Annotated in this window: 14 protein-coding genes and 3 tRNA genes; 5 read left to right on the top strand and 12 right to left on the bottom strand. The window is 69.2% G+C overall.

Annotated features, from left to right (window positions below; translation table 11 throughout):
- Window positions 1-22 precede the first annotated feature (22 nt).
- On the bottom strand, window positions 23-2218 hold the full coding sequence (locus MEBOL_RS34815) for a sensor histidine kinase (protein ID WP_245919121.1): 2196 nt from the start codon (window positions 2216-2218) through the stop codon (window positions 23-25).
- A gap of 241 nt (window positions 2219-2459) precedes the next feature.
- Between MEBOL_RS34815 and MEBOL_RS34810 the strand changes: the two genes are divergently transcribed.
- Together MEBOL_RS34810 and MEBOL_RS34805 are read left to right on the top strand one after the other, a co-directional pair.
- The gene (locus MEBOL_RS34810) at window positions 2460-2810 is read left to right on the top strand and encodes a hypothetical protein (protein ID WP_095981455.1); all 351 of its coding nucleotides are present in this window, start codon (window positions 2460-2462) and stop codon (window positions 2808-2810) included.
- A gap of 146 nt (window positions 2811-2956) precedes the next feature.
- Window positions 2957-5293 carry a SulP family inorganic anion transporter gene (locus MEBOL_RS34805; RefSeq protein ID WP_245919119.1) on the top strand — a complete coding sequence of 779 codons (2337 nt, stop codon included), beginning with the start codon at window positions 2957-2959 and terminating at the stop codon, window positions 5291-5293.
- A 75-nt stretch (window positions 5294-5368) separates the two neighbouring features.
- Here the strand turns inward: MEBOL_RS34805 and MEBOL_RS34800 are convergent, their stop codons facing one another.
- From MEBOL_RS34800 to MEBOL_RS34775, 6 genes are all read right to left on the bottom strand, one after another.
- Window positions 5369-5608, bottom strand: a complete 240-nt coding sequence (locus MEBOL_RS34800; RefSeq protein WP_095981453.1) for an Lrp/AsnC family transcriptional regulator — start codon at window positions 5606-5608, stop codon at window positions 5369-5371.
- Between the two features lie 14 nt (window positions 5609-5622).
- Entirely contained in the window at window positions 5623-6762 is a 1140-nt protein-coding gene (locus MEBOL_RS34795) for a fatty acid desaturase family protein (RefSeq protein ID WP_095981452.1), read from the bottom strand.
- Window positions 6763-6799: 37 nt separating this feature from the next.
- Window positions 6800-7564 carry a YoaK family protein gene (locus MEBOL_RS34790; protein WP_095981451.1) on the bottom strand — a complete coding sequence of 255 codons (765 nt, stop codon included), beginning with the start codon at window positions 7562-7564 and terminating at the stop codon, window positions 6800-6802.
- Between the two features lie 140 nt (window positions 7565-7704).
- Window positions 7705-13236 carry a DNA repair ATPase gene (locus MEBOL_RS34785; protein ID WP_095981450.1) on the bottom strand — a complete coding sequence of 1844 codons (5532 nt, stop codon included), beginning with the start codon at window positions 13234-13236 and terminating at the stop codon, window positions 7705-7707.
- 110 nt (window positions 13237-13346) lie between these two features.
- Window positions 13347-15578 (bottom strand): flotillin family protein, encoded by a 2232-nt coding sequence (locus MEBOL_RS34780; protein WP_095981449.1) that lies wholly within the window; start codon window positions 15576-15578, stop codon window positions 13347-13349.
- 105 nt (window positions 15579-15683) lie between these two features.
- Complete coding sequence (locus tag MEBOL_RS34775; RefSeq protein WP_095981448.1) at window positions 15684-16454, bottom strand: hypothetical protein; 771 nt, start codon at window positions 16452-16454, stop codon at window positions 15684-15686.
- 151 nt (window positions 16455-16605) lie between these two features.
- Between MEBOL_RS34775 and MEBOL_RS34770 the strand changes: the two genes are divergently transcribed.
- From MEBOL_RS34770 to MEBOL_RS34760, 3 genes are read left to right on the top strand one after another with little or no spacing between them, the layout of a single operon-like run.
- Complete coding sequence (locus tag MEBOL_RS34770; RefSeq protein ID WP_095981447.1) at window positions 16606-17637, top strand: DNA topoisomerase IB; 1032 nt, start codon at window positions 16606-16608, stop codon at window positions 17635-17637.
- An 11-nt stretch (window positions 17638-17648) separates the two neighbouring features.
- Window positions 17649-18020: an Hpt domain-containing protein gene (locus tag MEBOL_RS34765; protein ID WP_095981446.1), complete on the top strand. Its 372-nt coding sequence runs from the start codon at window positions 17649-17651 to the stop codon at window positions 18018-18020.
- Between the two features lie 48 nt (window positions 18021-18068).
- On the top strand, window positions 18069-18770 hold the full coding sequence (locus MEBOL_RS34760) for a 2OG-Fe(II) oxygenase (protein ID WP_095981445.1): 702 nt from the start codon (window positions 18069-18071) through the stop codon (window positions 18768-18770).
- A 58-nt stretch (window positions 18771-18828) separates the two neighbouring features.
- Here MEBOL_RS34760 and MEBOL_RS34755 read toward each other — a convergent pair.
- From MEBOL_RS34755 to murJ, 5 genes are all read right to left on the bottom strand, one after another.
- Window positions 18829-18902 (bottom strand) — tRNA-Met (locus tag MEBOL_RS34755).
- Window positions 18903-18941: 39 nt separating this feature from the next.
- A tRNA-Met gene (locus tag MEBOL_RS34750) sits at window positions 18942-19015 on the bottom strand.
- A gap of 81 nt (window positions 19016-19096) precedes the next feature.
- Window positions 19097-19170: transfer RNA gene (locus MEBOL_RS34745), tRNA-Met, on the bottom strand.
- Between the two features lie 111 nt (window positions 19171-19281).
- Window positions 19282-21252, bottom strand: coding sequence for a S1 RNA-binding domain-containing protein (locus MEBOL_RS34740; RefSeq protein WP_095983187.1), 1971 nt, complete (start codon window positions 21250-21252; stop codon window positions 19282-19284).
- 261 nt (window positions 21253-21513) lie between these two features.
- Window positions 21514-23220 (bottom strand): murein biosynthesis integral membrane protein MurJ, encoded by a 1707-nt coding sequence (gene murJ / locus MEBOL_RS34735; protein WP_179956343.1) that lies wholly within the window; start codon window positions 23218-23220, stop codon window positions 21514-21516.
- Window positions 23221-23285 lie beyond the last annotated feature (65 nt).

Raw genomic sequence — 23285 nt, 5'->3', positions numbered from 1 at the left:
CCGTGAAGACAGCGCGAGGCACTCAGCCCGCGAGCCGGGCGCTGGACGCCGCCTCGTCGGCCTCGGGCAGGGTGAGGGTGAGCAGCGTGCCGCGTCCCTCATGGCTCTCGGCGCGCAACGTGCCGCCCAGGCTCGTCACGATGGCGTGGCTCACCGACAGGCCCAGTCCCGAGCCGTTCGGCTGGGCGGTGACGAAGGGCTCGAAGATGCGCGCGAGCGCCTCGGGCGGCAGGCCCCGTCCGGTGTCCTGCACCTCCACCACCACGTTGCCCTCCTCGCCGGTATAGACGGCCACGCGCAGCACGTTGCGCGCGGCGTGCTTGGCGTCCATGGACTGCACGGCGTTGAGCAGCACGTTGAGGAAGAGCTGGCTGAGCCGGGCCTCGTCCGCGTCCACGGGCGGCACCTCGTGGAAGTCCCGCTCCAGACGCGCCCGGTGGTGCAGCTCGCCCCGCACCAGCTTGAGCGCGTTGTCCAGCACGGGCCATATCTCCACGCGCGCCCGGTGCTCCGGGGGCTTGCGCGAGAGCGTGCGCAGATCCTGCACGATGTGCTTCACGCGCAGCGCCCCTTGAGCCGTCTCGGCCAGGGCCTCCAGCACGTCCCCCAGCTCCGGACCCGCCTCGGCGCGCAGGAGCGGCGACTGGCTCAGCCGCTCCAGCTCCTCGCGCGCGAAGGAGAGGTTGGCCAGCATGAAGGCCAGCGGGTTGTTCATCTCGTGCCCCACGGCCGCCGCCAGCGAGCCGAGCGCCGACAACCGGTCCGCCTGGATGAGCCGCGCCTCCATCTGCTTGCGCAGCGTCACGTCCCGGGCGAACACCCGCAGGCCGGGGGGATCCCACAACTGCGCCACCGCGAGCTCCCAGTAGTGCCCCTCCAGGAACACCGTGGGCGAGGGCTCTCCCGCGCACGAGCCGCGCCAGGCCCACTGCAGCGCGGCTTGTACCAGCGCGTGCCGGGAGCCCTCCGCCACCAACTCCGGGAAGGCGATGTGCGTGGCCGCGTTGGCGTAGCGCAGCGCGCCCTCCTGGCTCAGCTCGAGCAGCGGCTCGGGGTGCAGGAGCGGGAAGGAGGCCAGACGGTACATGGGCTCCTCCAGCGCGCGCAGGCCCGACACGTCGCGCACCAGCAGGCTCAGCTGTCCGACCGGCCCGCCCTCGACCTGGGTGCAGGGGGAGATCTCCGCCACGTAGCAGCGCGTCTCCCCTTCCACCCGCAGCCGGTACTCCAGCCGGCCCACCGCGCCCGCCTCGCGCACCGTGCGCGCCAGCGAGAGCAGGGGCTCACCGGCATCCGCGCCCAGCACCTGCGTCAGCTCCTGACCGTCGGCGTCCTCCAGGTTCAGGCCGAAGGCTCGTCCCGAGGGGGACCACACCCGCTGGCAGCGATTCGAGGCGTCCAGTTGCGCGACGAGGTACTCCGTGCCCTGGACCTGCCGCACCACCGGAGGTGAATACCCCGTGTCCGCGAACCCATCGAAGCCCTCCACGCTGAAGGGCCCCATCAACATCTCCAGCCCCGCGCCATCGGTGTTCAACCGCGACAGCAGCAGCTGGATCCTCGCGGCGTCCTCCTCGGACAAGCGCCGGGTGAGGAGGATGCCATCGGCCAGGCTTGGCGGGGTGTAGAAGAAGGGCAGGAGCCGTTCGGCGTCCTTGCCCATGTGGTAGGCGATGGTGGTGTGGACGGCGTGCTCGTTGGGCTGACTGGCGTAGACGGACGTCATGTCCGCCTCGCCCGAGAGCACCGCCTGGAACGCCCGGCGATAGGTGCCCAGGAAGCGCTGCTCCCGGAACAGCGTGTCCGGGGCCAGCCCCCGCTCCGTCAGGAAGCGCGTGGGCATCAGATATCCGCCCGTGGACCGGGGCGCCACCCAGGCGACACGCTGGCCCTGGAGCGTGTCCAGCGTGAGGGGCGCGTCCGCGCGGCAGATCAGGGCGGCCTGGTAGCGGCAACTGCCCGAGCGCACCGCGCGCAACACCGCCCGGACCCGGGAGGCGAAGGCGTCACACTGCTCGGCCGTGGCCCACACCATGTCCACCTGACCCGCGGCCAACTCCGCGTCCAGGGCCTCGTAGGTGGAGGAGAACTCCGCCACCACCGGCCGGCCCAACTTCTCGGACAGAAACCGGCAGAAGAGCTCGACCCGGACGTGCTCACGCACCTCGCCGAGTGATGGATAGAGCAGGAAACGAATGGGTCTGAGCGACGGGGTCACGTAGGCGATCCTCCTCATCCCCGGAAGCAAGCTCCACCGACTCCGGTTCGATGGCCCTGGGCGGCCATGATAGTCGGAGCCCCCTGGATTACCACCCTCTCCAGGCATCACGGGATTAAAAGATTTGTCCCACTAGGCCGCTTTTACTGCTATTCGTGGGTGAATTTTATTTTCTCGTGTCAGTTGGGAATGGCACTCCGCGTCACCCCGTATTAGTTTGAGCCCCCCCCCGCGCCGCGTCATGTACGTTCACGTTCTCCTCTGCCTCCTGCTCGCCATCCAGCAGCCGTCCGTCGTCGTGCGGTCGGCGGCGTGGCAGCAGTGCCGTTCGGTGACGAGCACCCAGAGCAACGGGCTCGGCAGCATGGTGGAGGAGGAAAAGCTTCCGGGGTTGGGCTCGAGCAGCCGCCTCCGGATGAGCGCGATGCGGGGATGGAGTGGAGGGCACGGTTCCTCGCCCACTTCGCGCCGCGTCCTGGTGTCCGCTCCCGCCCCGGATCTGTCGGGGCAGGACATCGCCCGGAGCCACTGGCGCAAGGTGTTGCTGCCCGTTCGGAGCCCGTTGGACGACGACCCACTGAAACCGGTGTGAGGCGGCCCTTCGGGGCCCGTCTCCACCAGGTCGAGTGAAGAGTCCAGTCAAGTCCAACCGTCCAGGGACCGGGCTTCCTCGGGGCATTGCGCTCTGGGGAGCAATGGCCGTGCCCTGGCCTCGAACCCATTCTTGCGAACATGCTCTTGAATTCTTCTTCGCGGCTCAATGTCCGCCCCCCCGCCATGCGCCCTGGCTTCGGTCTGGGCGAGCTGCTCCCTCACTGGAAGGCCCTTTTCTCTCCCCGCCACCTCAAGGGAGACGTGCTGGCGGGATTGCGCGTGGCCGCCGTCGCCATTCCCCTGTCCCTCGCCCTGGGCCTCGCCTCGGGGGTGTCTCCCGAGGTCGGGTTGTTGTCGGCCATGATCGCCGGCGTGGTCTGCGCTCTTTTCGGCGGGACTTCCCTGTTGATCAGCGGACCGGCGGCCGCCCTGGCGGTGCTCATCGCCTCGTCCGTGGGGCAGTATGGCCTGGGGGGTCTCATCATCATCGGCCTGGGCGTGGGCCTGCTGCAGGTGATCACCGGCATGCTGGGACTGGGCCGCGTCATCCGCGCCGTGCCCATGCCGGTGGTCTCGGGCTTCACCGCGGGCATTGGCACCGTGCTCTTCATCTGGCAACTGCCGCGAGCCCTCGGCGTGTCGCCCCCGGATGAGAACCACGTGTTCGACGTGCTGGTCCACCTGGGGCAACTGCTTGATCAGGCCCGGCCCGTCACGGTGTTCCTCACGCTCGTCACGATGGGACTCACCCTGGGCCTGCCCAAGGTGATGCCGCGCATGCCCGCGCCGCTCATCGCCGTGGCCTTCAGCACGCTCACCGCCTGGGCCTTGAGCCTGAGTGTGCAGACGCTCGGCATGCTGCCCCATGCGCTGCCCCAGGTGTCCCTGCCCTCGCTGCCCGCGTCGGGTTGGGGCTCGCTGCTGAGCACCGCGTTCGTCATCTTCGCGCTGTCGTCCCTGGCGTCGATGATGTCCGGAAGAGTGGTGGCCAGCATGGGCGCGGGCCAGCGGCATGACGCGGATCAGGATCTCGTGGGCCTGGGCCTTGGCAACATCGCGGTGTCGCTGCTGGGCGGCATCCCGGTGACGGGAGCCCTCGCGCGCTCGGTGCTCAACGTGCAGGCCGGGGCGCATACCCGGCGCGCCTCCATCATCCAAGCCCTGGCCATCCTCGTGGCGGTGCTGCTGTTCACGCCCCTGCTCGGCCACGTCCCCATCGCGGCGCTCACGGGCGTGCTGCTGGCGCTGGCGGTGCGCATGCTCCACCCGCAGGATCTGATCACCCTGTGGAAGGCGTCCCACCTGGAGGCGGGCGTCTTCCTGGTGACCTATCTGGCCGTGGTGCTCGTGGACTTCGCGGCCGGCGTGCAGGCGGGCATCCTCGCGGCGCTGGCCATCGCGGTCGTGCGGCTGGGCAGATCCCAGACGGGCCTGCTGCAGCTCGAGACGCCCGGACCCTACCGCTTCCTGCTCAGCGGTCCCTTGACCTTCCTGTCCTCCGCGAAGCTGGAGACGCTGCGCACCGAGGCGGAGGCGTTGGATCCCTCGCGCAGCGTGGTGTTCGATCTCTCGGACGTGCCGTCGGTGGACGCCTCGGGCGCGGAGCTGCTCACGGACGTGATGCGCCCACTCGTGGCCAACCGCCCGGTCGTCATCCAGGGCGCGCGGGAGGAGGTCCAGCGCGCCATCCTCCGCCATCCGAGGGGTGCCCGGTTCGAGCCCCTGTTCGCCGTCTCCGAGGCGGACGTGGTGGCCAAGCTCAAGGGGACCGCCCTGTCCGCCTCCTCGCGCGACCGTCTGGTTCACGGCGTGGAGCGCTTCCGCCAGCGGCAGCGTCCGCAGTACGAGTCGCTCTTCGGTCAGCTCGCGCACGGGCAGAAGCCGCACACGCTCCTCATCACCTGCTGCGACAGCCGCATCAGCCCCAACCTCATCACCTCCACGGATCCGGGCGAGCTGTTCATCGTGCGCAACATCGGCAACCTGGTGCCCCATGCCAGCTCGCCCCTGGCTCCCGCGGTGAGCAGCGCCATCGAATACTCGCTGGAGGTGCTGGGCGTGTCGGACGTGATCGTCTGCGGCCACTCGGCGTGCGGCGCCATGAAGGCGCTCTTGAGCCCCAAGCCCCCCGAGGGGGTGCCCGGTGTGGTGACCTGGCTCGCCGAGGGCAAGGCCTCTCTGCAGGGACTGCCCCCGGACGCCACGCCCGAGGACGCGGCGAAGCACAACGCCCTGGTGCAGCTGCGCCACGCGCTCAGCAATGACTCGCTGCGCCGCAAGTTCGAGGCGGGCGAGGTGAAGCTGCACGCGTGGTTCTACGACGTGGCCTCGTCCGAGGTGCTGGAGTTCAACGAGGTGACCCGGACGTGGAATCCGCTCGGCACCCAGGTGCCGTCCGAGCGCGCGTCCGACACCAACGGCGCGGATGGCGTGGATGGCGCGGGCGTGCCTGCTCAGGCGGAATCCGCGCCGAGCATCTGAGCGCCCGCGCGGGGTGAAGGCGTCACGGGGCCCGGCCAGCTCGGGCGGGCCCCGCGGTGCTCACCCGGGCGCCCCTCAGAAGGCGCTGAACGTGGTGATGGTGTACGTGTCCTTGATGCCGGGCAGCGTCTGGACGCGCTCGGTGACGAAGCGCCCGATGTCCTGGGCCTTGTCCAGATGGAACTTGGCCAGCAGATCGTAGCCACCCGAGGTGGAGTAGACCTCGGCGGCTTCGTCGACCTGGTCGGCGATCAGCGCCGCCGCCTTGTACGTCTGCCCCAACTCACACTTGATCATGACGAAGATGGTGTGCACGGCCGCGCACCCTATCACGCCACCTCGGAAAGCGGACCCGGGCTTCCCGCCCCCTCACGGCGCGAGAGTCGCCGCATGGACGTCTTGCCCACCACGATGTCCACCATCTTCCGGGCGCGCGTCCAGACACTCTCCTGGATGTAGGGAATGCCGTGACGCTCGCACAGCGCGCGCACCTGGGGCTGCACGCGCTGGTACTGGAGCATGGACAGGTCCGGGAAGAGGTGGTGCTCGATCTGGTAGTTGAGCCACAGGTGCAGGTAGTCGTTGAGGTCCCCACCGGTGCGGTAGTTCGCGGTGCCCAGCACCTGCTGCAGGTAGCGCTCGCCCCGGCCCTCGGGCTCGGAGTCGAAGCGGTACAGATCCTCGCCGGTGTGGTTGGGCCCCACCACGAGGAAGGTGTGCAGGTTGGTGAGGACTTCCGCCCCGAGGGAGTTGCACAGGGCGCTGAACGAGGCCCAGGCTCCCAGGGGCAGGAAGAGCGCGGGCATCACCCCGAAGTTCCAGAGCGCGTAGGGCACATAGCCCGAGCGCACCACCTCGCCCCATTCCTCGCGGGTGAGCGGCCCGTCCGGCCGGCGCTTGCGCCGCAGCGAGGCGAGCGTCTCCGGAGCGTAGTAGCTGGCGCGCCAGGTGATGGCGAGCAACGCGAGCTGCGTGTAGCGCAGCCAGAGCGGCAGCTCCTCGCGGCGCAGGGAGCCCTCGGCGTTGCGCTCGAGCAGATCCGGATCCGCCTCCTCACCCGTGTGTGAGTGATGCAGCACGTTGTGCTCGTACACCCAGGCCTCGGGGAGCATCCAGTCGAACCAGTCGACGAAGCGGCGCTTGCCCTTGGCGAAGCCCTTGCTGGTGCGCTCCTCGGGAGCCCCCGGCACGCGGTCATAGCCCCGGTGCCCCACGTGGTGCATGAGCAACCAGCGGGTGGAGCGGCCGAGGCTCAACGCCGCCGCGCTCAACGGATTGGGCATCAGCCAGCAGGTAGCCGCGCCAACCGCCGTGGCGGCGCGCCCCCAGCGCTCGAGCTTGCGCAGGTGGGCGTAGTCCTCCTCGCTGACGGAGGCGTCGATCTCCGCGCGCAACGCGCGCACGTCCCGCAGGAAAGCCTCCACGTCCACGGAAGAAGGGTCGAAGTGGGACGAGGCGCGGGACGACATGCGGGGGACCTCTCCAGCGAAGCCCTCCGCGGAGGGCTCAGGTGCTGGCGACGGGGGTGTGGCTCGCCATGGTACTCAGATCGAGCGCGATCACCATCATGAGACCCAGGCACGGCAAGAGCAGGACGATGGTGCCGAAGCTCAGGAAGAGGAACGAGCCGATGACGCTGCCCAGCACGAAGGACAGCGCCAGCCCCATCTGCAGACGGGCCCGCTCGAATTGCTGAGCCCCGGGCAGACCGACCAGATGCTTCCAGAAGCCCTTCAGGCCTCCCGTCCGGAAGCCATCGCGCAGCCACACCACCATCCGCACCATCTGGATGCCCAGGTCCGTCAGCACGCCGGTCAGATGCGTGGGGCGAACCACGGCCCCGGAGACGCGGGTGGTGAGCGCGTTCTGCAGGCCCATGGAGAACGCGAGACAGCGCATGAGCAGGTTCTCGTTGGCCTCGGGGTTGGTGTGCCCCCAGAAGGCCACCGCGCCCAGCGTGACGATCTCCAAGATGAGCGCCGGGATGTACTGTCCGCGCGAGCGCTTGCGCGACGTCTCCAACAAGGCCTCGGAGGCACAGGCCCCCAGGATGAAGGCGATGACGAGGTAGCCCGCCTCCAGTGCGTTATCCACGCGCCCGCTGGCGAAGGACTCGCCAAACCAGGACACGTTGCCCGTCATGTGACTGATGCGGACACCGAAGGCGAAGAAGGCGATCGCATTGACGCCCCCCGCGATCCCCGCGAGCAGCAGGGCCAGGGTGAAGTAGGCGAAACGGCCACGGGACGAACTCTCCTCGCTGAAGCTCATGATGGACGAATGACCTGGAGAAGGAAAAGTGTTGGACGCGCCGTATAACAACGCGTGGTGTCAGAATATTCCTGGAAATCCAGCGAAGCAATCGGCCTGGAGGGCGACTGTTTTTTTCAGTGCCCTCCATCCTTGACGGCCTAGCCCACTGGACGTTGCAGGGCCTGTAACAATTCCAGGGCCTCGGTCACGGCCTGCCAGACCTGCATGGCCTTGAGGTTCTCCTCTCCGCCCTGGAGGGTGCGCTTGGCGACGCGCTCCAGGGGGGCGAGGGCATTTTCCACCAGGGAGAGTTGCCGACCCACGTCCGAGGGAAGCGGCGCCGAGGCGGAGCGCTGCAACGACTGCGCGGGGGGCCGCTCGGACATCACCTTCACCGCCTGGGACATCTGCTCCATGTACTTGCCCAGGTCCGCGGGCGGCGGGGCCGCGGGCGCCACCACCTGGGGGCGATCCGCCATGGCCTTCACCGCCTGGGTGAGCTGCTCCATCACCGGACCCAGCTCCACCGCCGGGGCGGGCGCCACCGCGCGCTCGGCGAGCGCCCGGAGCACCTTGGCCAGGTGTTGCAGATAGGGCGAGAAGTCCGGCCCCGGGGGCACCTGGACCACGGGCGCCGGCGCCTCCTTGCGCGCCAGCTCCAGCAGCGCCTCGCGCAGGGACTCCAGCCGAGGCGCCACCTCCGCCACCGGGCTCGGCCCCGAGGGCGCCCGCGCCGTCTCGGCCGCCCGCGCCACCGCGTCGCGCACCGAGCCGAGCTGTTCCTCGATGGCACCGAGCTGGCCGGTCACCCGCGCCACGGGATCATCCTCCTTGCCGCCCATGCGCTTGACGCGCGCGAAGCCCTGCTTGATCTCCTCCCAGCGCCTGGCCTGCGTCGACGAGAGCCGCCCGCGCATCTCCTGCAACTTGAGCAGGTTCTGCTCGGCCGCCGTGGTGAGCGTCTGCGACTCGCCCTGGTAGTGGTCGTCGATGAGCCGCTCCAGCTCGTCGTCCGTCATGGCGGCGACGACCTTCTCCGTCACCTTGCCCATGTTGCGGTAGCTGCCCTGCAGCTTGAAGGGAGGCTCGGTGCGGAAGCGCTCGTCCTGCGCCGCCGAGGCGATGTACTGCAGGTTCACCTTGAGCAGCACGTCCTGGACGCGGAAGAGCCGCTGGAACACGGCGACGATCTCCTGCAGCTCCGCGGCGGCGTAGCCGTAGGACAGCTCGCCCGTGGGAATCTCCTCGCCCTGGGCCATGCGGATGAGCTTGTGGATGTCCGCTGGCTCTCGCGTGGCCAGCGGCGCCAGGACCGCGTTGGAGGTGAGCGCGTTCTCGATGTAGCTGAGGGCGAACAGGTGCTCCTTGCCATCGAGGATGTCACCCAGGTTGTAGGTGTCCGCGCGGTTGGCGAGCATGTCCGGGATGCGGAAGCGCTCGCCCGTCTCGGTGTAGGGGTTGCCCGCCATCACCACGCAGAACTTCTTGCCGCGCAGATCATACGTGCGCGTCTTGCCATTCCACACGCCCTCGATGCGGCGCTGGCCGTCGCACAGGGAGATGAACTTCTGCAGCAGCTCCGGATCCGTGTGCTGGATGTCATCGAGGTAGAGCATCACGTTGTTGCCCATCTCGAAGGACAGGTTGATGCGCTCCACCTCCTGGCGGGCCGTGGCGTTGGGGGCCTCGGAGGGATCCAGCGACTTCACGGAGTGGCCCAGCGCCGGACCGTTCACCTTGACGAAGGTGAGGCCCAGACGGCTGGCCACGTACTCCATGAGCGTCGTCTTGCCGTAGCCCGGCGGCGACATGAGCAGGAGCATGCCCATGCGATCCGTGCGCTTGTTCTCCCCCGCCGAGCCGAGCTGCTTGGCGAGGTTGGCGCCGATGAGGGGCAGGTACACCTCGTCGATGAGCCGGTTGCGCACGAAGGACGTGAGCACCTTGGGGGTGAACTCCTCCAGGCGCAGGCGGCGGCGCTCCTTGTCCAACAGGTCGCGCAGGAGCGCGCGGTAGGCGTGGTAGGCCGGCACGCGCACCTGGCGGAAGTCGCTCAGGCGGGCGAGGAATTCATCCAACCGCAGGGACAGCACGCGATCATGGATGCGCGGGTGCTGACCCAGCATTCCGGGCACCTCGGCGGACGTGAGGGCACCGGCCACCTCGCGGTCGAGCTTGCGCTCGGTGAGCAGCACCACCGCCGCCTCCACCGCCACGTGGGCCGCCGGGCCCGGTCCTCCCTCGCGCCGCGCCAGGAAGGCCTCCACCCACGCGCGCACCACGCGCAGCCGCTCGGGGAGGTTCTTCTCCAGGCCGCGCAAGTCGTCCTCGAAGGCCGAGCGCGTGTTGGTGCGATCCAGCTGGGCGAGCAGCGCGTCCTTGAGCGCCACCGCCTCGCCGCTGGTGGTGAAGCGCGGACGCTCCACGCCCAGCTCCTCCACGAGGTAGCGCCCGGCGAGCCGCGCCTCCGCGGGGCCCGTCTGGACGCCCACGCTCGCGAGGAACGCGCCAATGCGCGTCCCCGCCTCGTCGCCGAGCACCGTGAGCTCCGCCGACTCCCCGAAGGCGCCGCGCAGGCGGTGCAGGCTGCGGGCACGGCGGTGCAGGAGCACCTTCTCCTCGGCCTCGCCCCCCAGGGACCAGTACAGGGCCGCCCAGGCGCGGGGCGTGGGCGCGAAGCGCAGGAGGCCCGCCCCGGTGTGCATGGCGAGCAGCCGCTCCAGGATGGCCACCGCGTCCGCGTCGTGGATGCCGCGCTCGTAGCCCTCGTCGTACTTGTCCGCCGCGTACGCGCGGATCTTCTCGAGCAGGCCGTTGGGCTCGTGCTCCGCCTGGCGCAGTGCCGCGAGCGTCACCCCACCCTTGCCCTCCTCCGCGTCCAGCAGCACCTGCGCGGCGAGGAATTCGGCCCGGTACACCTCGGGCGTCTCGGAGACGAGGTGCTGATCCCACAGCGCGCGGTACTTCTCCAGCTCCGGGTCCTCCAGCTTCTGGGCGTAGTCCGTGCCCGTGAGCTGCAGGTAGAGCACCCCGTCGCGCGGCACCAGCGTCAGGTCCAACGACTGGGTGTTGACGTTGAAGCGGTGCTTGCCGAACTTGATGACGGGAGCGCCCGAGCCCTCCTCGTACAAGTCATTGCGATCGCGCAGGGCGCGCAGGGCGTCCTGGCGCGCCGTCTTCACGCGGCTGAGCACCTCGTCCGCGCGCACGCTGTCCTGCAACTCCAGCAGCTGCTGGGCGAGCTGCCGCAGCTTGAGCACCATGGAGTCGGAGGCGAAGTACGAGTTGAGCTCGTCCTCGGCCTTGAACGACTTCGCGCGGCGGTTGACACCGGTGAGGATGCGCTCGGCGGCGCCGAAGAGGTTCTGCGCGCGGCGCTGGCGCTCGTCCACCAGGGCCTGTTTCTTCTGGCCGAACGCCTCCAGCAGCTCCTCGCGCTTCTGGGTGAGCTGGCCGAGGAATTCGTCGAACTCGCCGAAGCGGCCCTCCATCTCCTCGAGCTGCACGGTGAGGCGCGACAGGCCCTCGTCGCACTTCTCCGGGGAGTCCGCCACGCTCAGCGCGCTCTCCACCGCCTGGCCGAGCAGCTTGAACTGGGCGCCGAACTCGGCCCGCTTCTCACGGCCCACCAGCTCCTTGCGCCGCACGGTGATGCCCGCGCGCACGCGGTTGAGGCGGCTGAACAGCTCGGAGATGCCCTCCAGGATGCGGGCGCGCGCGAGGGGATCGCCCACCTGGAGCCCCCCCACCGTCTCGCTGAGGACCTCGAGGCCCTTGCCCACCTGCTCCACGTCCTCGGCGAGCGGCGCCAGCTCGAGCGTCGTCTGGATGGGCTCGAGCTTTTGCAGCAGATCCTCGAGGCGGGTGGCCAGCGGCTTGAGGGCTTCATCGCGCTGGAGGAAGCCCACGGCATCGGCGCTGACGCGATCCGTCTCGTCGACGACCTGCTTCTCCATCGCCTCCAGGCGCGCCACGTCGATGTAGCGCACCTCCTTGAGGGTGATGAGCTGGCCGCGCTGCTTGCGCAGGTCGGACAGGGCATGCATGAAGCCCTCGGCGGTCTGCAGCTCCTCGGGCCGCACGCGCAGGAGCACCTGATCCTGGGCCGTCACCGCGCCCGAGATCGCGTCCTGGGCGCGCTTGCGCAGGGCGAGCACCTTCTCGAACTCGTCGATGATGAGCTCGGAGGTGCGCCGCAACTGCTCGATGCCCTCGGCGAGCCGCGTCTCCTCGTGCCCGAGCCAGTAGAAGGCATCGAGCATGCGGGTGCCGGCGGCGGCCAGGTCCTCGTAGGTGCGGCGGGACGGCTTGTCCGTGCGCGCCAGACGCACGAGCGTCAGCGCGTCCGAGATGCCGCGCACGAGCTCCGCGTTGCCCACCTTGCCCAGGTAGCCTGGCGCGGGAGGCATCTTCGCGGCGTGCTCGGCGGAGACGAAGGGGGTCTGCCACACCTGCATGGGGTGCACGCGGGTGGGCTCGTTGGAGGTGGCGCGGAAGATGACCAGGCGCCCGTCCCCGAAGAGGCTGAAGCCGTGGCCCAGCAGCGGGTTCTGCACCTCCTTGCGCACGAGGTTGTACGGGAAGAGGACGTAGGTGCCCTCGTCGGAGCGGAAGAAGACGTAGAGCACGTCCTCGCCATTGGGCGAGCGGATGGCGCGCTTGAAGCGCAGCCCCGGGCCAATCCCGTCGAAGAGCTTGAAATCACCCGTCTGCAGGTAATAGCCGCCGGGAAAGACGATGCCCTGATCCTCGGGCAGGCGGACGCAGGCGTTGCCGATGGCGTCGATGCGCACCACGTGCTGCGTGCGGGTGTTGAAGACGAGGTAGCGGTGCTTCTGCTCGCGGAACGGCAGCACGCGCAGGAGGATGAGGCCACCGATCTTCGCGTAGGCGAACTCGGCGTCGTCCAGCGCCTGATCCGGATCATCCACGGGCTCGCGGTAGATGCCCTGGCCGTCGGCGGTGTTGTCCTCCACCTTGACGGTGAGATCGCCCTTCACCGTCTCCACGAACACCTGATCCAGGATGTTCACGTGGGGATGCTGGCCGAGCACGTAGTCCTCACGCGTGGCCACCGTCCACTCGAAGTCGTGAGACGGCGGGAAGACGTGATCGCGCTCGCCCTGGTTGTCGATGTAGGTGGCGTTGCCCTCCACGTCGAGCGAGAAGCGGAAGACCTTGATGTCGCGCTCGGACTGACCCGTCTGGAAGACGGCCAGGAGCCGCGACTCGTTGCGGCGCAGCTGAACGAGCTTCGCGTCCTTGTAGTACTTGTACAGCTCGCCGAAGTCCTTGACGAAGCGGGGGTCCACCAGGAACCCGCCGGCCTCGGTGGACGCCACCTCGGAGAAGTCGAAGCCGCCCTCGGCGGTCTTCTCGAACTTGTGCAGGGAGAAGACGTCCGAGACGCGCGTCTCCTTCTTCAGGCCGATGAAGACGTTGTAGCCAAAGAGCAGGTACTTGCCGATGCCGACGATGTCGCGCGCGACGCAGTTGTTCTCCGTGCGCACGCGCTCGTTGCCGATGACGGCCGCCTCGCTGCCGCCGAAGAGCTTCTTGCGCCGCTCGTTGAGATCCTGGGCCTGGGTGCCGAGCGCCTCGGCCTGGCCGAGCAGGCGCGCGCGGATGACCTCGTAGCTGCCGCCCTCGAGCGTGGCCTCGCCAGCGGGGGTGGGGCTTTCAGTTGCCATCGTCGATTCACCGGAGAAAAACGGAGGAAGGGTGCTTCAAACCGCGGGCGCCGCGCCCCGGAGACAACCAGGGCGCGGCGCCATCATGCGAACGGGAACGCGCTGGCCGCTCAGCCCTGGGTCCGCTCGGGAGCGGAGGCGCGGGCGGCGGGCTCGGTCTCCACGAGCGACTTGAGGTTGGAGGCGGCGGAGGCGGCGGGCGCCATGCGGTGCAGCAGGGCCGCCATGGCCAGGTTCTGCGCGTCGCTGGTGAGGCCCGGCTTGGACAGGATGTCCTTCAGGTCGGCGGACAGGTCCTTCTCGCCGTTCATGTAGCCGGCGAAGGCCTTCTTGAGCGTCTCGCTCTGGTCGAGCGCGCCGTCCACGGCCTGGCCCACGGAGATGGCCTTGATGAAGCGCTCGAAGAACTGACCGTCGCCGCCCACGATGTTGATCTTCGCGTGGCCCATGGTCTCGGCGAGCACCTTCGCCTGGTGCTCGGCGATGTCCTTGCGCACGTTGATGGCGGCGAGTTCCACGTCGCGCTCCTTCTGCAGGCGCAGGCGGAACTCCTCGTGCTCGCGGGTGGCGCCCTGGAGCGCCTTCATGGCCTCGGCCTTCTCGGACAGGCCGCGCGCCTCGGCGAGCAGCTTCTCCTCGATGGACTTCGCCTCGGCGAGCAGCTTCTCGCGGATGGCGACGGCCTCGGCCTCGCCGCGCTTCTGGATGGCCTGGGCCTCGGCCTCGCCGATGGCGGCGTGCGCGAGTCCCTTCTCCTTCTCACCCGCGGCCTCGGCGACGAGCTTCTCGCGCGCGGCGGCGGCCTCGGCCAGGCCCTTCTCCTTGAGGGCGGAGGCCTGGGCCATGCCCTGGCGCTCGGTGACGGCGGCCTGGGCCATGCCCTGCTTCTCGATGACGGCGGCCTCGGCCTCCTTCACGCGCGCGGCGGCCAGGCCCTGCTTCTCCAGGGCGAGCGCGTCGGCTTCCTTGACGCGGGCGGCGGCCAGGCCCAGCGCGGCCTCCTCGGCCTGGATGCCCTCGGACAGGCGCATCTTCGCCTTGGCCGTCATGTCGCTGGCCTGCAGCTCGGCCTCGGCCAGGGTGAGCTTCTCCTTGGCGGTGAACTTGGACACCTCGGTGCTCGCCTCGGCGGCCTTGATGTCCTTGACGAGCTTCTCCTGGGCCTGGGCCTCGGCGGTGATGAGCAGCGCGTCCTTGCGGCGCGTGGCCTCGGCCTTCACGCGCAGGTCCTTGATGCGCTCCTCTTCCTCGGCGACGGTCTTCTCCACGGCGATGCGCGCGCGCACCACGTCGGCGATGGCCTTCTTCTCCGCCTCGAGCTGCTTCTCCTTGCCGATGCGCGACAGCTCCACCTCGCGCTCGCGGTTGATGGCCTCCAGGGCGCGGTCCTTCTCCACGCGCTCGGACTCCACGCCCACCACGCGCTCGCGGTTCTTCTGGGCCACCTCGACCTGACGGTTCTTGTTCTGGTCGTTGATGAGCACTTCTTCATCGGCCTTGATGCGCGCGAGCTGCTGCTTGGCGTACTCCTCGGACTTCACGCGCTCGGCCTCGGCCGTCTCCCGCGCCTGGATGGACTCGATCTCGCGCTTCTGCTTGGCGGCGGCCTCGGCGCGCTGGCGCTCCAGGGCGAAGATGGCCTCGTCCGCCTCCACGTTGCGCTTGGTGATGGCCATGCGCTCGTTCTGGCGGAACTCGTTGGTGTGGACGTTCTGCGCCGCCGTGAGCTCGGTGATCTTCCGGATGCCCTGGGCGTCGAGGATGTTGTGCTTGTCCATCACGTCGATCGTCGTCTGCTCCAGGTAGTCGATGGCGCAGTCCTCGAGCATGTAGCCGTTGAGGTCCTTGCCAATCACCTGGACGACCTGATCCTTGATGGCCTCGCGGTGGGTGTAGAGCTCCTCGAAGTCGAAGCTCTTGCCCACGGTCTTGAGGGCCTCGGAGAACTTGGCCTCGAAGAGGTGCTCAAGCGTCTGCTCGTCACTGGCGCGCGCGCAGCCGATGGACTGGGCCACCTTGAGCACGTCCTCGCGCGTCTTGTTCACCCGGACGAAGAAGGTGACCTTGATGTCCGCGCGGATGTTGTCCTTGCAGATGAGGCCTTCCTTGCCGCGGCGGTCGATCTCCACCGTCTTGAGGGAGATGTCCATCACCTCGGCGCGGTTGATGATGGGCCACACGATGGAGCCCGTGAAGGTGACGATGGGCTCGCCCTTGAAGGGGTTGATGATGAGCGAGCGGCCCTGGTCCACCTGCCGGTAGAACCTGGAGACGATGAACGCGGAGCAGAAGAGGAAGAAGAGCCCTCCCGCGATTCCGGAGGCGACGATTGGCAGTTCCATGTCGGTTGCGTTTCCCGAGCGAAGTAGACCGGGGGGGTTCTCACTGCGCGGCCGGAGTCCCCCTGGGACAACCCCCGGCGCGGGTACGAAAAAAGAGCGTGTCGGTTACCGGGAGCGGATCTTCTCCCGGGCGAGCGAGGCGGCGCGACCCGGGTCCTCCAGGTGCGCCATTTCCTCGGGGAGGAGCCAATCCACGGGCTCCACCTCGTAGGCATCGCGGGCGGCATCATAGGCGAGGATGAGGGCTTGATCCCCCCGCTTGAGTTCATTGCCCTTGTCGCACACGACGTTGAGGATCAGGCCGGCCCCCCCGTCCGCGAAGGTGGCGTGGCCGAAGCGGCCATCCACGCGGCCACTGGCGATGACGCAGACGCGCCCCATCAACTCCGCGCGGCGAGGGGCCTGCTGCGTGGCGAACAGGGGGCGCAGGGGCCGGACCGCGAGGCCCGCGAGCGCCAGGCCCACGGCCAGACACCCCGTGGCGAGTCCCCCCGTGACGAGCACGCCCGGCAGCGCGCCGAGCTTCTCCTGGAGGGGTCGGGCGAAGGCGAGCGACATGAGCCAGGAGAGGAACACGACGAAGCTGACGGACACGGTGACGGGCACCCCGCCAAAGCCGAGCACTTCCAGGAAGGACGCACCCTCATGGGCGCTGCCTTCCACGGCCGCCTTGGCTCCCCCTTCCATGGCGCCCTTGACGCCGCCCTCGATGGCGCCCGTCTTGGCCCCCAGGGCGAAGTCGCCCAGGTCGCCGTCGAGCAGATCGATGCCCACCGCGCCCACCATGACCGTGAGCCAGTAGCCCACCACCACACCGAGTGGAATGGTGAACAGCACGGTGGGAAAGGCGAGGATGGCGGCGAGGAAATCGGTCATCGGGCCCGAGAAGAGAAGAAGCGCCGGGAGTGTATTCCAGGACTCCGGGAGAACGAAAACCCACCCCGATCGATTTCTCCCTCGCCTGCCCTGGGTCCAGACGAGGCGGGGCTGGGTTGACGGGGTGCGCCGCGCTGCACAGCCATAGGGCATGACGCACATCGAGCGCATGCAGCGGGAGGGGATCCGTCGGCGCGGCAGTCCCCAGCGCGGCTTCCGCTACCTGCGGCCGGATGGCCAGCGGGTGTCGGCCAAGGAGAGCCAACGCATCGCGGCGATGAAACTGCCCCCCGCGTGGAAGGACGTCTTCATCAGCGGCTCGCCGGGCGCGAAGCTCCAGGCCCTCGGCAAGGACAGCGCGGGACGGTGGCAGTACCGCTATCACCCGTCCTTCACCCGGCGGCAGGAGGAAGCGAAGTTCCAGCGCATCGTGGATTTCGCACGGGCCCTGCCCAAGCTCCGGCGGCGCGTGGCGGAGGATCTGCGCCAGCGGGGACTCGGGAGGAACCGGGTGATGGCGTGCCTGTTGCGCATCCTGGGCACGTGCTTCATCCGGCCCGGCAGCCAGCAATACGCGGACGAGAACCAGAGCTTCGGGCTGGCCACGCTGCGCGCCAGGCACGTGAAGCTCAAGGGCGACACGGTCATCTTCGACTTCCCGGGCAAGAGTGGCCAGCGGCAGCACCGCGAGCTGAAGGATCGCCAGGTGGCGCGGGTGGTGCGCGAGTGCCTGAGGGTCCCCGGGCGGGACATCTTCAAGTTCATCCTGGACGACGGGCTCGTGGTGGACGTGCGGCGGCGCCACATCAACGAGTACATCCGCGAGGTCATGGGCGAGCGCTACAGCGCGAAGGACTTCCGCACCTGGGGGGGCACGCTCATCTGCGCCTGCGCCCTGGCCCGGGCCCAGGGCCGGGCCTGCGACGGCGCGGGACTGCGGGCGGTGAAGAAGACGATGGTGGCGGCGGTGAAGGAGGCGGCCACCCAGTTGGGCAATACCCCCACGGTGGCACGGGATTCGTACATCTACCCCTCGGTCCTGGCCATGTTCAAACAGGGACGCGTGGTGGGCCGCTACTTCGAAACGGTGGAGGAGCTGGCCCAACAGGAGAAGCCAGGCCTGCACCGCGCGGAAAAGGCGCTTTTGGAGATGTTGGAGAGTCCCGGGCTCGCCGCGGTGTAGAGTGCCGCCCCATGCAAGACGACGCCGCCCCCGCGCTCGACATGGAGCACCTCTCCCGACTGCGAGAGCTGGGAGACTCCGGCTCGTCGGGCGCCCTGGCGAGGATGTTTCATCGCTACCTCGACAGCATTCCGCCCCAGCTCGTGCGCATGCGCGAGGCCGTGGAGAAAGCCGATACCAGCCGGCTCGCGCGCGAGGCCCATGACCTGGCGGGCAGCAGCGCCGTGTACGGACTGCCCCGGCTGCGGCAGTGCTGCCTGGCGCTGGAGGCCCTGGCCAAGAACAAAACCGAGGACGTGCCCGGAACGCTCATGGCCGAGGTGGAGCGCGCCTTCGAGGAGGCCCGTCCGCTGGTGCTCGCCGAGCTGCCCCTCGAGGGATAGCGGCGTCGGCCCGGAGGGCGGCACCCGGAACCGGATAGAATCCAGCGCGTGAGCGAGTACGTCACCCACCGCGATGCCTTGCCGGAGGCGGCGCTGGAAGCCCTGCGCGGCACCCTGCTCTCCTCGCGCTTCGTGGCGAGGAGTCCGCTCATGGGCACCTTCCAGAGCAGCCGGGGCTTCGCCCTCATCTTCACGGAGGCGGGACGCCCCACGCTGGAGGAGCGCTTCCCCTTCCTCCGCGACTATCTGGCGCGAGTGCTGGAGCCCACGGGTTGGCGGGGACTCCTCCCCTGGAGGGAGAGGCTGTTCGGCCCCAAACCCGAGCGGCGCGCGCCCAACGCCTTCTATGTGAATTTGCTGCTGTTGGAAGCGGGACGCGGCGTGGGCCGCCACATCGATGCGACCCTTCAAGAGCCCAGTGGCGTCCCCGGTGCGACGCCCGAGCACGTGAGCGTCCTCTACCTGAGCGTGCCCGAGGGCGCGAAGGGCGGCGCGCTGGTGCTCTCCCGTGAGCGGCTGTCCGTGGGTGAGGTGCACCCGAGGCCAGGGCTGCTGGTGCACTTCCGGGGAGACCTGACGCACGAGGTGCGCCCCTTCACGGGAGGCGGAGACAACGCCCTGCGCGCGAGCCTCGTGTGCGAGCAATACGCCTTCGCCCCCGAGGCCCTCGCACGGCTGCCCGCGTTCCGCATCCAGTCCAAGGCCGGCTTCGCCGCGTACCTGGAGGATCACCGCGCACGCGGAGGATGAGGGGTTGGAAAAAGAAAAACCCCGCTGACTCGGCGTCAGCGGGGCTTTGCCTTTCAAGTTGCGGGGGCAGGATTTGAACCTGCGACCTTCGGGTTATGAGCCCGACGAGCTACCAGGCTGCTCCACCCCGCGACATTGTTTGCTACACACAGGAACGACACACATTCAGAGTTGCGGGGGCAGGATTTGAACCTGCGACCTTCGGGTTATGAGCCCGACGAGCTACCAGGCTGCTCCACCCCGCGACACGTTTTGCTGCGCTTCTCTTTGTCAGACACCAGAGGCCCTGTCACTCTTTTTGAACAGGGCCCCTGGCTCGTTCGAAGTTGCGGGGGCAGGATTTGAACCTGCGACCTTCGGGTTATGAGCCCGACGAGCTACCAGGCTGCTCCACCCCGCGGCGAAGTGGGGGCTTAGTATCGCCCTCCCCCTGGAGCGTCAACTCTTTTGATTCAACCACCGGGAGCCACGCGCATCATCCGCCGTGGCTCCCGGGCAGAAACGCCAGCGGTTACTTGCCAGCCTTCTTGAAGAGGTCGGCGAAGGTGCCCAGGCCCTGCTTGCCTCCACCCACGGGCTTCTGGGACTTCGTCCAGGCCTCCACCTCGGCGCGCTCCTCCGCGCGCTCGGCGGCGGTGATAGACAGGCGCACCTTGCCGGACGGATCGATGTCCACCAGGGCCACCTTCAGTTCCTGGCCGAGCGAGAACTTCTTGCGCAGGTCCGTGCCGCGCTCGGTGCCCGTCTCGGACGCGGGGATGAGCCCCTTGCCGCCCGGGAACACGAGGAACACGCCGTAGGGCTCGATGCGATCCACCTTGCCCACCACCACCTGGCCCACCTTGGGGCGCGGCGCGGGCGGCTCGGCCGGCTTCTTCGCCTCGGCGGCCTCGGCGGCCGGACGCTCCTCGGCGGGGCGCTGGGCCTCCTCCTCGGAGATGCGGCGCAGGCCGATGCGCTTGTCATTCGGGTCGATCTTCTCCACCTGCACCCAGATGACCTCGCCCTCCTTCACGGCGTCGCGCGGGTGCGCGATGCGGCGCTCGGACAGCGCGGAGACGTGCACCAGGCCGTCCACGCCCGGGCGCAGCTCCACGAAGGCGCCGAAGGGCTGCAACCGGACCACCTTGCCCTGCAGCCGGTCGCCTTCCTTGATCTCCGAGAGCGCCGTCTTGAAGGGATCCTCCTGGCGGGCGCGCATGGAGAGCGTGATGCGCTCCTTCTGCTTGGACTTGTCCGGGGAGTTGGGCTGGCCCGGCTCCATGCGGAGGATCTCCACCTCCACCTCGTCGCCCTGCTTCACCACGTCGCTCGGGTGGGCGACGCGCATGTAGGACATCTCGGAGACGGGGATCATGCCCTCCACGCCGCCCAGGTCCACGAAGGCGCCGAAGTCGCGCACGCCCGAGATCTTGCCCTTGACGACCTTGCCCACCTCGAGCGTCTCGCGCGTCTTGGCCGCGAGCTGCTTCTGCTCGTCCTCGAGCAGCGAGCGGCGCGAGAGCACCACGTTGCGCTCACGCACCTCGGTGACGCGGAAGGTGAGCTTCTCGCCGATGAACTGGTCCGGCTTCTCCACGAAGCGGATGTCCAGCTGGCTGATGGGGCAGAAGGCGCGCACGTCGCCGATCGCCACTTCCACGCCGCCCTTGTTCACGCTCAGGACCATGCCCTCCACGGGCATGCCGGAGGCACGGGCCTCGGCGAGCATCGACAGGTTGGCGCTGCCCTTGGCCAGCGCGCGGCTGAGCACGATGCCCCGAGCGCCCGCCTCGACGACGTGCGCCTCGATGGAGTCGCCCACGCCGTAGCGCAGCACGCCCTCGTCGTCCTTGAGCTCGCGCAGCTCGATCATCGCCTCGCTCTTGGCGTTGGCCAGCGACACGAAGGCCGTGTCCGCGCCGAGCTGGAAGATGGTGCCCGTGACCTTCTCACCGATGCGCACCGAGCGTCGGCCCGTGTGCCCCCCGTCCTTCTGCTGCGCCTCGAACATCTCGGCGAAGGACTGGGACTCGGGAACCTCCTCGTAGAGGGCGCTCGAGGGCGTGGGCACCACCGCGGGCTTCGCCGGCGCCACCGGAGCGGCCGACGCCTCGGTCTCCGGAGCGGACTCGGCCGGAGCGGACGCCGTGGCCTCGGGCGTCACCGGACCGCGCGTCTCCACCGCGCCCGAGGCGCGCTTGACCACCACCAGGGGCCCCTGGGGCTTGCGCTCACCCCCACCACCGCCGCCACGGCCTCCTCCGCGCTCACCCCGCGGACGGCGCTCGTCACGAGGAGCGCCTTCCTGGGCCGCGCCCTGGGGCTTGGCCGCGCGATCCTCACGCGGGCGATCCGACCGGCGCTCACCACCACCGCCCCGGCCACCACCGCGGTCCTCACCGCTCCGGCCGGAAGGGATGCCGAGCATCACGTCGCCAAAGGTGGCCTTGGGCTTCTTGGGGCCGAAACCCCCGGCCCCATCGCCGCCACCAGAACCCATGGAACCTTTCTTCTCGTCGCTCACCGCGGGGACCTTCCTGAACGAAAACTGCGCAGGAGGGACAATGCCCCCTGCTTGGGGAAAAAGGCGGCGCACTCTACACACGCGCCGTGTCTGGACGGAAGACGCATCTGGTCGTCTTCGACGCGAACCCTCCGATCCGCCCTCCATAACGCGGCCTGTCGCACATGGCATCCCCTCTGAAAACAGGGGGGTGGCCCACGAACTCCACGGGCTGGCCAGGGGACGGGGGGCCAGGGGCTAGCGCGGCCGCAGGCGGCGGAACACCTTCTGGAGGACGGACTTCGCCTCGGGAACACCCCAGGCCGCCGTGAGGGCGAAATAGAGGGCTCCGAAGGGCAGCACCACGGCCGGGAAGACGAGCGCCGGGTGGAGGTCCGGCGGGGAGAGGATGCCGCCGCCCCACTCCGCCAGCACCTGGGGCGCGGGGCCCAGCAGCCGGGTGAGCCCCATCTTGATACCCAGGCCCAGGAGGCCCGCGAGGCCCGCCGCGACCCAGAGCTTCCCCATGCCCTCGGGCAGCCGGACCCCGCCTATCTTCCCGGCGAGCGTGCGCCGCAGCATCTGGGACTCGAACCAGGCCATCAGCCCGCCCGACAGGGGCAGGAAGGCCGTGCCCAGGTGGGCTGGGAGCCCCAGCAGGCCCGGTAGTTTGAGCGCCAGGAACCAGGCCAGCGTCGCGTCGAGCACCACCCGCAGCGCCGCGAAGCGCAGGGGCGTGCGCGTGTCCTTGAGGGCGTAGAAGGTCGAGGCGTACAGGCGGCCCAGCGCCGAGGCCACCAGGCCCACCGAGGCCCCCATCAGCACGTACCAGAGGTAGCGCGTGTCCGCGGCGGTGAAGCGGCCCGTCTGCAGGAGGGCACCCGCCACCACGTCTCCGATGAAGAGCAGCGCGGCCGACGAGGGCACCACGAAGAAGGCGATGCGCCGTGCTCCCGCCTCCAGGCGCGTGCGCAGCTTGTGGGCCACCTCCTCCCCCGCCCCGGCCGCGCGCGACATCTCCGGCAGCTCCGCCGCGGAGATCGCCATGCCGAAGAGGCTCACCGGGATGAGGTAGATCGTCTGTGCGTAGGTGAGCGTGGACAGGGCCCGGGTGGCCACGAGCGACGCATAGGACGTGTCCACATAGGCGCTGATCTGCACCACGCCCCGGCCGAGCACCACCGCGCCGAAGCTGCGCAGGACCTGGCGCACGGACTCGCTCGCCGTGGACAGCCGGGGCCGGAAATGGCCGAGCACCCGCAGCACCGAGGGCACCTGCACGAGGAATTGCAGCGCGCAGCCGGCCACCACGCCATAGGCGACCACCACCGCCAGGGGCTCCTCGGCCATTCCCCGGAGGCCCGCGCCCACCAGCGTGGCGATGATGGCCAGGTTCCACACCACCGGCGCCAGGTAGGACAGGAAGAACTTGCGGTGGCTGTTGAGCACCCCCAGGCACCACGCGGACATCACCAGCAGGCCCGTGCCCGGAAAGAGGATGCGCACCAGGCGGATGGCCATGCGCCGCGCCTCGCCCTCGAAGCCCGGGGCGATGGTGTCCACGAAGAAGGGCGTGGCGAGCATGCCCAGCGCCACCATCAGCCCCGTGGCCAGCGCGAGCAGGCCGAACACCGCCCCCGCCACCCGGTCCGCTTCCTTCTCGTCTCCTTTGCCCAGGAGCCCCGCGTACACCGGGATGAAGGAGCCGGACAGCACCCCCTCTCCAAAGAGGTTCTGCAGGAAGTTGGGGATGCGCAGCGCCGCCTTGAACACCGCCGCCGCCACGCCGTTGCCCAGGTAGTGCGCGAAGGCGCGCTCGCGCACGAGCCCCACCAGCTTCGAGGCGAGGATGCCCGCCGCGACGAACAGGGCGCCGCTGCCGCCCTTGACGGAAGCGCCCGAGGGCACGCGATGCGGGGGGGCGGGAGTCGGAAGGGCGTCGGGACGGGGAGCGGGAACAGTCAAGAGGGCCGCACTGTATGTCGGCCTCTTCACGCCCTTGAAGCCCGAAGTCCCATCCGCCCCGGGTT

This window comes from Melittangium boletus DSM 14713 (genome assembly GCF_002305855.1).
Classification (GTDB): Bacteria; Myxococcota; Myxococcia; order Myxococcales; family Myxococcaceae; genus Cystobacter; species Cystobacter boletus.
This window is presented reverse-complemented; position numbering and strand designations above follow the sequence as displayed.

What these genes read in the sequence shown, in the direction of transcription:
- MEBOL_RS34775 (WP_095981448.1), bottom strand. Translation starts at nt 16,454, where the DNA reads ATGACCGATTTCCTCGCCGCCATCCTCGCCTTTCCCACCGTGCTGTTC.
- MEBOL_RS34770 (WP_095981447.1), top strand. Translation starts at nt 16,606, where the DNA reads ATGACGCACATCGAGCGCATGCAGCGGGAGGGGATCCGTCGGCGCGGC.
- MEBOL_RS34795 (WP_095981452.1), bottom strand. Translation starts at nt 6,762, where the DNA reads ATGTCGTCCCGCGCCTCGTCCCACTTCGACCCTTCTTCCGTGGACGTG.
- MEBOL_RS34765 (WP_095981446.1), top strand. Translation starts at nt 17,649, where the DNA reads ATGCAAGACGACGCCGCCCCCGCGCTCGACATGGAGCACCTCTCCCGA.
- MEBOL_RS34740 (WP_095983187.1), bottom strand. Translation starts at nt 21,252, where the DNA reads ATGGGTTCTGGTGGCGGCGATGGGGCCGGGGGTTTCGGCCCCAAGAAG.
- MEBOL_RS34810 (WP_095981455.1), top strand. Translation starts at nt 2,460, where the DNA reads ATGTACGTTCACGTTCTCCTCTGCCTCCTGCTCGCCATCCAGCAGCCG.
- MEBOL_RS34780 (WP_095981449.1), bottom strand. Translation starts at nt 15,578, where the DNA reads ATGGAACTGCCAATCGTCGCCTCCGGAATCGCGGGAGGGCTCTTCTTC.
- MEBOL_RS34790 (WP_095981451.1), bottom strand. Translation starts at nt 7,564, where the DNA reads ATGAGCTTCAGCGAGGAGAGTTCGTCCCGTGGCCGTTTCGCCTACTTC.
- MEBOL_RS34785 (WP_095981450.1), bottom strand. Translation starts at nt 13,236, where the DNA reads ATGGCAACTGAAAGCCCCACCCCCGCTGGCGAGGCCACGCTCGAGGGC.